This is a genomic window from Streptococcus sp. oral taxon 431 (assembly GCF_023110115.1).
Taxonomy (GTDB): Bacteria; Bacillota; Bacilli; order Lactobacillales; family Streptococcaceae; genus Streptococcus.
On record NZ_JALDVP010000002.1, the window covers coordinates 258,563 to 270,390 of the forward strand.

11 protein-coding genes are annotated in these 11,828 nt (G+C 39.8%); 2 read left to right on the forward strand and 9 right to left on the reverse strand.

Features of this window, described 5'->3' with window-relative positions:
• Positions 1–20: 20 nt before the first annotated feature.
• Positions 21–1,916 (reverse strand): DUF2207 domain-containing protein, encoded by a 1,896-nt coding sequence (locus M1F91_RS04110; RefSeq protein WP_247912753.1) that lies wholly within the window; start codon positions 1,914–1,916, stop codon positions 21–23.
• A gap of 130 nt (positions 1,917–2,046) precedes the next feature.
• Here M1F91_RS04110 and M1F91_RS04115 point away from each other — a divergent pair, with 130 nt between their 5' ends.
• Positions 2,047–3,612, forward strand: a complete 1,566-nt coding sequence (locus M1F91_RS04115; RefSeq protein WP_247912754.1) for an ABC transporter substrate-binding protein/permease — start codon at positions 2,047–2,049, stop codon at positions 3,610–3,612.
• Entirely contained in the window at positions 3,612–4,352 is a 741-nt protein-coding gene (locus M1F91_RS04120) for an amino acid ABC transporter ATP-binding protein (RefSeq protein WP_004251965.1), read from the forward strand. Before M1F91_RS04115 ends, M1F91_RS04120 begins: the two co-directional genes overlap by 1 nt.
• Before the next feature lie 84 nt (positions 4,353–4,436).
• On the opposite strand, the gene M1F91_RS04125 is transcribed toward M1F91_RS04120, so the two are convergent.
• From M1F91_RS04125 to rplK, 8 genes are all read right to left on the reverse strand, one after another.
• Positions 4,437–4,652: a hypothetical protein gene (locus tag M1F91_RS04125; protein WP_004251963.1), complete on the reverse strand. Its 216-nt coding sequence runs from the start codon at positions 4,650–4,652 to the stop codon at positions 4,437–4,439.
• A gap of 105 nt (positions 4,653–4,757) precedes the next feature.
• Positions 4,758–5,654, reverse strand: coding sequence for an SPFH domain-containing protein (locus M1F91_RS04130; RefSeq protein ID WP_004251962.1), 897 nt, complete (start codon positions 5,652–5,654; stop codon positions 4,758–4,760).
• A gap of 82 nt (positions 5,655–5,736) precedes the next feature.
• Complete coding sequence (ilvA, locus tag M1F91_RS04135; protein WP_247912755.1) at positions 5,737–6,987, reverse strand: threonine ammonia-lyase IlvA; 1,251 nt, start codon at positions 6,985–6,987, stop codon at positions 5,737–5,739.
• An 80-nt stretch (positions 6,988–7,067) separates the two neighbouring features.
• The gene (gene ilvC / locus M1F91_RS04140) at positions 7,068–8,090 is read right to left on the reverse strand and encodes a ketol-acid reductoisomerase (protein WP_006147961.1); all 1,023 of its coding nucleotides are present in this window, start codon (positions 8,088–8,090) and stop codon (positions 7,068–7,070) included.
• A gap of 64 nt (positions 8,091–8,154) precedes the next feature.
• Positions 8,155–8,631: an acetolactate synthase small subunit gene (gene ilvN / locus M1F91_RS04145; protein WP_223333610.1), complete on the reverse strand. Its 477-nt coding sequence runs from the start codon at positions 8,629–8,631 to the stop codon at positions 8,155–8,157.
• Complete coding sequence (locus M1F91_RS04150) at positions 8,624–10,324, reverse strand: acetolactate synthase large subunit (RefSeq protein WP_006152123.1); 1,701 nt, start codon at positions 10,322–10,324, stop codon at positions 8,624–8,626. Before M1F91_RS04150 ends, ilvN begins: the two co-directional genes overlap by 8 nt.
• Before the next feature lie 204 nt (positions 10,325–10,528).
• Complete coding sequence (gene rplA / locus M1F91_RS04155) at positions 10,529–11,218, reverse strand: 50S ribosomal protein L1 (RefSeq protein WP_001085672.1); 690 nt, start codon at positions 11,216–11,218, stop codon at positions 10,529–10,531.
• A 96-nt stretch (positions 11,219–11,314) separates the two neighbouring features.
• Positions 11,315–11,740 carry a 50S ribosomal protein L11 gene (rplK, locus tag M1F91_RS04160; protein ID WP_001085808.1) on the reverse strand — a complete coding sequence of 142 codons (426 nt, stop codon included), beginning with the start codon at positions 11,738–11,740 and terminating at the stop codon, positions 11,315–11,317.
• Positions 11,741–11,828: the final 88 nt, after the last annotated feature.

Consider the following 11,828-nt stretch of genomic DNA (forward strand, 5'->3'; position numbering starts at 1 on the left):
AAGCATGTGTTGAGTTTTCTTTAGAAAGCACCAACACTTCCACCACCGCCACCGCCTGAGAAACCACCACCAGAGCTACCGCTTCCGGATGATACAGAAAAGGTACTTGCTGTATTTGCGACTGAGGTATATAGATTGATTTGAGTAGCAGATGTGTGAAATTGTTTATCCCACCCACAAGATACATAAAGATTCATAGCAACATTTTCAAGTTGAATATTGTGTAGCTTCATGATTTTATTTACCTTCTTAGCGTATCCATAGAGAGTTGCATAGACCAAAAGGCGATTCCAAACAACAATACTCTCAAGTTCAGCCTTATCAAGATGAGCAATATCCCGAAGCATATTTTCAAAACTTGTCCAGAGATAAACAACTTCTGCCCCTTCTTCATTTAAGACTCCATCACGAGAAGGTCCTCGAGTTACTAAATGAATCAAACCGCTCGCTAGTAAACCGATTAAACCTAAGGAAAGTAAAGGAAGCGAGAAATAGCCATGTGTTCGAAAGCTATAGTAGAAAATGATAAGTCCGACAACACCTGTTACAGCCGAGCAGACTTTCATTTTTTTCACAAGATTATTTTCTTTTTCCGTTAAAGGTCGATAATAACTTGGAATTCGTAAAATTTTCACCTTGTCTCGAACACAACTTTGCATGCGTTCAAGTCGTCTCTCAAAGGAACGCTTGAGGTGCATGCCGAATTCTCGAATATGCTTCTCATCAGCTTCCTTAGCTCCATGGAACAGACCTGAAGAAACTTGATACTCTGGAAATAGGTCAGAAAGAGCCAATTCTTTATTTGTAGAAAGAGTCATCCGCAGGCACTCCTTCTCAAAATTAGACAAACCTTTTTCACTGTTAATTTTTATCCAAGGCTCTTCTTCACCTTGAAAAATAGATAAATGCCCTCGATCGACTAAATCTAACAAGGTTGCTTGAATGAGTTGTTCAAAGGTGAACTTACCAAACTTCTGCTTATTTAGAGGGCTAACTTCCTCTAAGGATGTTGAATAGATTGCTTCTGCCAAAACCATTGGAGGTAGATCCATTGGGGGTTCGTAGAGACGATGATTCTTTGGATATACCTTTTTAAGAGTCGTATGCTGACGAAATTCTCTATAATAGTAGAACGTTACTAGTAAGAGAGTCATAAAGAAGATTGGAAAAATCCATTTTATCATGACCTTGGCGTGCACTTTATCGGCTTTTATCTCTATCTCAACTCTTTTGAAGTTACTTAAATCATCTTCATTCAACCCTTGACTTGGAGCACTCGAGAAAGCTTCTCTCGGCCAATAGGCATGTAGTTCAACTTGACGTTTTTTAGGAAGATCCTTCATCTTCACCCAGTAGATATCATTGACTTTTTCGACACTTCCCTCATTGAGGAGTTCACCAGTATGGAAAAAGAGTTTCTCTGCCGGACTATCTGAAGTTACTCGAAATTCCAGATCTTTGATATCCCCTGAACTATCTGTCAATGGTTGCCAATTCAGCTCAGCAATATCCTGATATAAGAAAAGAAGATTTTTAAGTTGCCAAGTAACAGTCACACGAACAGTATCTCCTGCATTTCCCGGATTAAAAATGGTGACCTTGTAGCCATCCTCTTCTTCCTTAGTATATGAGAGGACGTCTTGAACAATCTGGCCATTTTTGGATACTAAAACAGTTGGATCATCATCAATTTCAAATCCCTTCGGCATTTTCCCTGCTTTTCCGAGTCCAATCAATTGACCATTAAAATCATCTTTAAAGTGGTAGGTGATTGTTTCTTTGAAAACCGCTGTATTATCTGCATGAATATTCAAATCACCCTTATAGGATAGAATATCGAAGTCTACTGCAAAAACTAGACGAGGCACAAATAGCAAACAGGTAAATACCAGAACAAGAAGCCATCTCTTTTTCATTTTACACTCCCTTTCATGTTTTTTCACTATTATATCATTTTTTAGAAGTTAAGGTTTACTTGTATTGAAAATCTTACCATTTTTAGATACAATAGAGGGAGCCATTTTTAGACTAGAAATAGGAGAAAACATGAAAAAAATATGCTTATCTATCCTTGCTAGCTTAGCCCTTACTCTAGGACTAGTTAGCCAGGTCCAAGCCGATGAATATTTACGCATCGGAATGGAGGCAGCTTACGCACCATTTAACTGGACTCAAGATGACGACAGTAACGGCGCTGTCAAGATTGATGGAACAAACCAATATGCTAACGGTTACGATGTTCAAATTGCAAAAAAAATTGCTAAGGACCTAGGTAAAGAACCACTCATTGTAAAAACAAAATGGGAGGGACTTGTTCCAGCTCTGACCTCTGGCAAGATCGATATGATTATTGCAGGTATGAGTCCAACCGCTGAACGTAAGCAAGAAATTGCCTTCTCAAGCAGTTACTATACCAGCGAACCAGTACTTTTAGTCAAAAAAGATTCTGCCTATGCAAACGCCAAAACACTAGATGATTTTAAAGATGCAAAAATCACTTCTCAACAAGGGGTTTACCTTTACGACTTGATTTCTCAAATTCCAGGCGCTAAAAAAGAAACTGCCATGGGTGATTTCGCTCAAATGCGTCAAGCTCTTGAAGCTGGTGTCATTGACGCTTATGTTTCTGAACGACCAGAAGCCCTAACTGCTGAATCAGCAAATGCAAAGTTCAAAATGATTCAGCCTGAACCTGGTTTTAAAACCGGGGAGGAAGATACCTCTATCGCTATCGGTCTTCGTAAGGATGACGAACGTATCAGCCAAATCAATGCTAGCATTGAAACCATCTCTAAAGATGAACAAGTTGCCCTAATGGATCGTATGATTAAAGAGCAACCTGTAGAAGCTACAACTACTGAAGAAAACAGCAGTAATTTCTTTAGCCAAGTTGCTAAAATTCTAACCGAAAACTGGCAACAACTCTTGCGTGGTGCTGGAATCACACTTTTAATTTCAATTATCGGTACCATCGTTGGTCTCGTTATTGGTCTTGCTATCGGTGTTTTCCGTACTGCGCCTCAATCTGAAAATCAATTTTTCTACGTCATTCAAAATATAGTTGGTTGGATTCTTAATATCTATATTGAAATTTTCCGTGGAACTCCTATGATTGTACAATCTATGGTTATCTACTATGGAACTGCCCAGGCTTTCGGAATCAACCTAGACCGTACTCTGGCTGCTATCTTTATCGTTTCTATCAATACCGGTGCCTACATGACAGAAATCGTTCGTGGTGGTATCCTAGCTGTTGACAAGGGACAATTTGAAGCAGCTACTGCACTTGGTATGACTCATAATCAAACCATGCGTAAGATTGTTTTACCTCAGGTAGTTCGAAATATCCTACCTGCTACTGGTAATGAGTTCGTCATCAACATCAAGGATACTTCTGTATTGAATGTTATCTCTGTTGTAGAACTTTACTTCTCAGGAAATACAGTAGCAACACAGACTTACCAGTACTTCCAAACCTTTACTATTATCGCAGTTATCTACTTTGTCCTCACCTTTACAGTAACACGTATCCTACGCTACATCGAAAAACGGATGGATATGGATACTTACACTACAGGTGCTAACCAAATGCAAACGGAGGATTTGAAATAATGAATCAACCCATTCTTGAAATCAAACACCTCAAGAAATCCTATGGACAAAACGAGGTTCTAAAAGATATCTCTCTCACTATCCATAAAGGAGAAGTTATTTCAATTATCGGTAGTTCTGGTAGTGGTAAATCAACCTTCCTACGTTCTATCAACTTACTTGAAACACCCACTGAAGGTAAAATCCTTTATCACGGTGAAAATGTCCTCGAAAAAGGATATAACCTCACACACTATCGAGAAAAACTAGGAATGGTCTTCCAGTCCTTCAACCTTTTTGAAAATCTAAACGTGCTTGAAAATACAATCGTTGCCCAAACAACTGTACTCAAACGTGATCGCTCAGAAGCAGAGAAAGTTGCTAAAGAGAACCTTGAAAAAGTTGGCATGGGAGAACGTTACTGGCAAGCCAAACCTAAACAACTTTCTGGTGGGCAAAAGCAGCGTGTCGCTATTGCTCGTGCACTTTCCATGAATCCTGATGCCATTCTCTTTGATGAGCCTACATCAGCCCTTGACCCTGAAATGGTTGGTGAGGTTCTCAAAATCATGCAAGATTTAGCTCAAGAAGGCTTGACCATGATCGTCGTAACCCACGAAATGGAATTTGCTCGCGATGTATCACACCGTGTCATCTTTATGGATAAGGGTGTCATTGCAGAAGAAGGCAAACCAGAAGATCTATTTACTAATCCCAAAGAAGAACGTACAAGAGAATTTTTACAACGCTATCTTCGATAAGAAAAAAGACTGCCATGGCAGTCTTTTTTTATATTCCAAAAAATTAAAAGGCAGATTCTTTTCGAATCTGCCTATATCCAAAGACTAATCTTCAAATTTTTCATGATTTTTATTGTAGAAATCAATTAAGCCGAGGGCTGTTTCAAAGGAAATGTTTTTAACTTTTGCACGTCCTTGAGCCAAAGCAATGATAGACATCTCACGCGCATTCGTTTCCTTAGAAATACGATACCCTGTGATTTTCTTATCACGAACCCAGCTAACAACTGCTTCTACTTTTTCAAAGTTAGACTTAGCCATGTTATTCTCCTATTTTTTTCTTTACGCAACTTCATTCTATATGTTTTCATAGTATTTGTCAATTAAAACACATATATTAATAAAGTTATTGCGTTAAGATTATAATTATTTAGCTTTCAAAGCTGATAATATATGGGTTCGAATATCTTCAACTCCATTAGGATTTGCTGGCAAGAATATTGTATTATTTCCTTGTTTATCTGCAAAATTATTCAATGTATCCAAATACTGATTGGTTAATAGGATTGACATAATTTGTTCTTCAGTTAATTCGACATTGGCTCCTTTTAACTCTTTTATAGAATCAGCAAGTCCATCAACAATTGCTTTCCGCTGCTCTGCGATCCCCACACCATGGAGGCGATCTTTTTCTGCCTCTGCTTCTGCCGCTGTAACGATCTTAATTTTATCTGCTTCAGCCAATTCTTGAGCTGCCACTCTCTTACGTTGGGCAGCATTAATTTCGTTCATTGATTGTTTGACTTCTGCATCCGGCTCAACTTTGGTAATGAGCGTCTTAACGATAATATACCCATACGTTGACATTTCTTCCGCTACTTGCTTTTGAACTTCTAATGCAATTTCATCTTTTTTCTCAAACAATTCATCCAAAGTTAACTTAGGAACAGATGAGCGCAATGCATCTTCAATATAAGATTTGATTTGAGCTTCAGGTCTCATCAATTTATAGTAAGCGTCTGTAACGTTTAACTCATTTACACGATACTGAGTTGCGACATTCATAGTCACAAAAACGTTATCTTGGGTTTTGGTTTCAACCACGATCTCACTTTGTAAAAGGCGTAGCTGCACACGAGCTGCAATTTTGTCAATGCCAAATGGTGCCCGTAGATGAATACCACTATTACTTAACTTTTGATACTTACCAAATCGTTCGATAATTGCAACAGACTGTTGACGAACGACATAAACAGAGCTCACTAACATAGCTCCTACAATAAGCATTAGAATCACTAGAACAAGTAAAACTTGTAAAACCATGGGAATCTCCCCCTTTCTTCACTTACATTATAGCACTCGTATATAGGTTAGGCAAATGATATGATAAAAATTTTATAGGATATTAAACAAGCATATTATATAGAGTTTCATTCCCATTCAAGTTAATATAAGACGGATCAAATTTCTCCATTCGGTGAATCAAGCCCGCATAATCATGCTTGTTAGCAAGAGCAATCCCGATTAAGACTGGTCCTGTTCCCTTGCTAGCACGTTTAATATACTCAAAACGAGTGATGTCGTCATTCGGTCCTAAAATATCATTTACAAACTCGCGAAGTGCACCTGGACGTTGTGGGAAGTTCACCACAAAGTAATGCTTGATTCCATCGTAAATCAAGGCACGCTCTTCCATCTCTGGCATACGGTTGATATCGTTATTTCCTCCAGAGATGATACAACAAATAGTCTTTCCTTTTATATAGTCTGACAGTACTTCCAAGGCCGCCACACTAGCAGCACCTGCAGGCTCAGCTACAATCCCCTGTTTAGAGTAAAGATCTATCAAGGTCTCAGAGATTAAACCTTCATCCACTCCGATAAGCGTTTCAACATTTTTACGGGTTGCTTCATAGGTCAATTGTCCAACCTTCTGCACAGCAATCCCATCTGCAAACTTATCAATTTCTTTAAGTTTAACCGGACCTCCAGCCTCAAATGCTGCCTTCATGGAACGAGCTCCGTTGGCTTCTACACCCAGAACTTCAATAGCCGGATTCGTTTCCTTTATATAAGTAGAAACTCCTGCAATGAGTCCTCCACCTCCTACAGGCACCAAGACAGTATCAAAATCAATGGATTCTTTTCGCGCTTCTTCTAAAATTTCATAAGCTACTGTTCCCTGACCAGCTTGAACATAGGGATCATCAAAGGGATCAATAAACGTACGATTTTCAACAACTGTATAGTCTTGAGCTGCCTTGGCCGAAGCATCAAAGGTATCTCCTACCAATTTGATAGTTACAAAATCTCCACCAAAGAAACGAACCTGACCAATTTTCTGTTGAGGCGTTGTAATTGGCATAAAGATTGTTGCAGGAATTTTCATCTCGTTACAAGTGTAGGCAACACCTTGAGCGTGATTTCCCGCTGATGCGCACACTACACCACGTTCACGTTCTTCCTTAGTCAATTGTGAGATGGCATAATAAGCTCCACGAATTTTAAAAGAGCGGACTCGTTGAGCATTTTCTTTTTTGAGATAAATTTTAGCTCCGTATTTTTCGGATAAATAATGATCGTAGTCAAGTGGTGTATTGGCTACGACACCACTCAGAACCTTGTGGGCCTTCACCACATCTTTTGCACTAAGCATAATCTTCTCCTTGATTCTTTTTCAAGATAAAAAGCGGGTTAGGTTCCCCCCAACTCGCCTTCTATTTTTATTCTCAAAAATTAGTTGTAGATTTTGAATGCGTCATCGTCGTTTTTACCAACAAATGGCATTGCTTTACGCAATTCTGCACCAACCTTTTCAATTTCAAGGTTAGCTGCTTGTTCACGGTAAGCAGTCAATTTTGGACGTCCAGCTTTGTAGTCGTTGACAAAGTCGTTGGCAAATGTACCATTTTGGATATCAGCAAGAACTGCTTTCATATTTTCTTTCACTTGTTCAGTGATGACACGTGGGCCTGAAACGTAGTCACCGTATTCAGCTGTGTTAGAAATTGATTGACGCATTTTCTTGAATCCACCCTCGTAGATCAAGTCAACGATGAGTTTCATTTCGTGAAGCACTTCGAAGTAAGCCAATTCTGGAGCATATCCAGCTTCAGTCAAGACTTCAAAACCAGCTTCGATAAGGGCAGTCAAACCACCACAAAGAACTGCTTGTTCACCAAACAAATCTTCTTCAGTTTCTTCTTTGTATGTTGTTTCAAGAAGACCTACACGTGCTGCTCCAACACCTTTACACCAGTCCATAGCGATGTTTTTCGCATTTCCTGTAGCATCTTGGTATACAGCGTAAAGTGCTGGAACACCAAATCCTTCTTCGTAAGTACGACGTACCAAGTGTCCTGGTCCTTTAGGAGCACACATGAAGACATCTACATCTGCAGGAACTTTGATGAATTCGAAGTGGATATTGAAACCATGGGCAAATCCAACTGCATTCCCAGCTTCCAAGTTTGGAGCAATTTCTGCTTCGTACAATTCTTGTTGGATTTCGTCTGGTGCCAAAATCATGATAACATCAGCCAATTTAGTTGCTTCTGCTACTGTATAAGTATCAAAACCATCTTCTTTTGCCTTATCAAAAGATTTACCTGGACGAACACCGATGATCACATCGTGACCTGAATCACGCAAGTTTTGAGCGTGAGCATGACCTTGTGAACCATAACCGATAACAGCGATTTTTTTACCATCAAGTGCTGCTACTTTTACATCTTTTTCGTATTCCATTTGAACTGCCATAGTTTTTCTCTCTTTTCTATATTTATTGCCTGATAGGCTAGATTAACAAATTTAGGTTGGATTTTTAATCGCGGGTAAATCCAGTTGCACCCGTCCGAGCGATATTCTTGATACCGTATGGTCGAATAACCCGAATCAAAGCTTCACTCTTTTCCGCATTTCCAGTCATCTGAACAGTAATGGAGCTCGGAGCCACATCAACAACAGTTGCACGGAAAGGCTGGATAATAGCTAAAATTTCTGCTCGCTTCTCCGCAGGCGCTGAGACCTTTATCAAGATCACTTCGCGCTCGAGGTGCGGTTTATCTGTGATATCGCGGACACGAATCACGTCGACCTGACGGTTGAGTTGTTTGATGATTTGCTCCACCTCATCATTCGATGCAACATCAATGATAATGGTAATCCGTGACACATTAGGATTTTCTGTCGCCCCTACCGAGATACTCTCAATATTGACTTGGCGTCTAGACAAGACACCGGTAAAGCGATTGAGAACTCCTGACCGGTTTTGAAGTTTGGCTGTTAACATTCTACGCATTAAACTTCACCCCCAACATCTCATGATTACTCTTACCAGCTGGTACCATCGGTAAAACATGCTCTTTACGAGAAATATCTACCTCGATAAACATTGGTACATCTTCCAAGATGACTTCTAAATCCTTCTCTAAGGTTTCAGGATTATCAAATTTATAATTCTTAATTCCATAGGCTTGAGCCATCAATTGGAAATCAGGAAGGCTATCAAAAACTGACTCAGATGTTCGTCCATCATAGAAAGCTTCTTGCCATTGACGAACCATACCCAGCGAGTGATTGTTAAGCATGATGACCTTAATTGGAATCTTATAGATATTTAAGATTGCCAATTCCTGATTGGTCATTTGGAAACCACCATCACCGACAAAGAGCACGACCTCCTTATCTGGATTAGCAATTTTTGCTCCAATAGCTGCAGGAACTCCAAATCCCATGGTTCCTAGTCCACCCGATGTTACCAGTTGACGCTCGTTTTGGTATGGATAGTACTGAGCTGTCCACATTTGGTGTTGTCCGACGTCAGTTACAACAATAGCATCACCCTTAGTCAATTCGCCTATACGTTCAATAACCGCTTGTGGTTGGACGACACGTTCCTTCTTATCATAAGAACGAACACGATTCTTATCTTTGGTAACTTTTTCAATCCATTTTTCAGTATTGTTACGAACGATTGGCTCCGCCAGCAACTGTTGCAAGGCCTTTTTCGCATCTCCAACAACTGGGATATCAACAGCGATAATCTTACCAATCTCTGCTGGATCGATATCAATATGCGCTACTTTTGCATTCTTTGCAAATGTCTTAGGATTACCAGTCAAACGGTCATCAAAACGACACCCAATCGAAATCATAAAATCAGCTTCTGTCATAGCAATATTAGCTGCAAAGGAACCATGCATCCCACCCATTCCCAAAAACAGTGGATGGCTAGTTGCAATTGTTCCCTGTCCCAAAAGACTGGTCACAACCGGAATTTGATAACGCTCTGCAAATTCATTTAACTCCGCAGCAGCCTCTGCATAGCTAATACCACCACCAGCTAACAAAACTGGCTTCTTAGCCTTAGAGAGTTGCTTCAAGATCTTCTTGATTTGCATCTCATTTGGCTCTAAAGTTGGTTGATAACTTGGTAAATCTATCTCTGAAGAATAGACAAAGTCCGTTTCAAGAGCAGAAACATCTTTTGGCAAGTCAATAACAACTGGCCCTGGGCGACCCGTAGTCGCAATGTGTACAGCCTCTGTAATCACACGTGGAATATCTGCTGTCTCACGAACCTGATAGTTGTACTTGGTAATCGGCATGGTAATTCCGACAATATCTGCTTCTTGGAAAGCATCCTTACCGATTCCCGCTCTTGCCACCTGACCTGTGAAGACCAAAAGGGGAACACTGTCACTCATGGCATCTGCAATACCAGTAATAGCATTCGTAGCTCCTGGTCCACTTGTGACGACTGCGACACCAAGTTTCCCTGTTGACTTAGCATAACCTTCTGCTTCATGAAGACAACCTTGTTCATGGCGACCTAGAATATGGCGAATGCCTTTAAAATTATAAATAGCATCATATAAAGGCAATACCGCCCCGCCTGGATAACCAAAAATCGTATCGATTCCTAGGTCACGGAGCGTTTCCAAAACGAGTTCTGAACCTGACTTTGGTGAGTCTAAAATGATTTTCTCCATCGTTCCCCTTTCTCTTCTCAATAAAATGACTTGTTTCTATAATACCATTTTTTCAAAAATTTTCAAGACAAAAGAAACAATTTTCTGAATTTTCTATCTAGATACTTTATAATATCAAATAGATTAGAAAGTTTATACGTATTTTTACCTTTTAATAGAAAAAAGGTTGAGACAAAATGTCCCAACCTTTCGATTATTTACTGATTAAAGTGAGTTAACGTCAACCTTGATACCAACACCTTGAGTAGTTGTGATTGTCAAACTTGTTACGTAAGTTCCTTTTGCTGTAGCTGGTTTAGCTTTTTGAATTGTTTCGTTGAATGCTTTGAAGTTTTCAACTAACTTGTCAGCTTCAAATGAAACTTTACCGATGATAGCTTGTACGATACCTGCACGGTCAGCACGGTAAGTGATTTTACCACCTTTAGACTCTTCAACTGCTTTAGCAACATCCATTGTTACAGTACCAGTTTTAGGGTTTGGCATCAAGTTACGTGGTCCAAGGACACGTCCAAGACGTCCAACAAGAGCCATCATATCAGGTGTAGCGATAACTACGTCGAAGTCCAACCAACCGTCGTTGATTTTAGCAACAAGGTCGTCTTCACCAACGAAGTCTGCACCAGCAGCTTTAGCTTCTTCAGCTTTTGCACCACGTGCAAATACAAGAACGCGAGCTGTTTTACCAGTACCGTTTGGCAATACCATTGCTCCACGGATTTGTTGGTCAGCTTTTTTCACGTCGATGTTCAAGTTGTATGCAACTTCTACAGTTGCGTCAAATTTTGCAAAGTTAGTTTCTTTTGCAAGAGCTACAGCTTCTTCTACGCTGTATGCTTTTGTGCTGTCGATTTTCTCAAGAGCAGCACGAAGTTGTTTGCTTTTTTTAGCCATTTTCTATTCTCCTTGTAAGTGGTTCAATCGATTTTCATCTCCCACGTCACTTCTCGAAATGATGAAGTCTTGCGGGTTATATAGGGAAGTTATTGATTAGTCAACAACAGTGAATCCCATAGAACGAGCAGTACCTTCGATCATACGCATTGCAGACTCAATGTTTGCAGCGTTCAAATCTGGCATCTTAGTTTCTGCAATTTCTTGTACTTGTGCACGAGTAACTGTAGCAACTTTAGTTTTGTTAGGTGTACCTGATCCTTTTTCAACACCTGCAGCTTTTTTCAAAAGAACAGCAGCTGGTGGTGTTTTAGTAACGAAAGTAAATGATTTATCTTCGTATACTGAGATAACAACTGGAATGATCATACCAGCTTGATCAGCTGTACGAGCGTTGAACTCTTTTGTGAATCCCATGATGTTGATACCAGCTTGACCAAGAGCAGGTCCAACCGGTGGAGCTGGTGTAGCTTTACCAGCAGGGATTTGCAATTTTACAAGTTTTTCGACTTTTTTAGCCATTTTTAAATCCTCCTTTGTGGTTTTGGCGGTAATTTAGAGATTTTTACCTCCCACAAGTATGTTTTACACATACCCTACTATTATACAC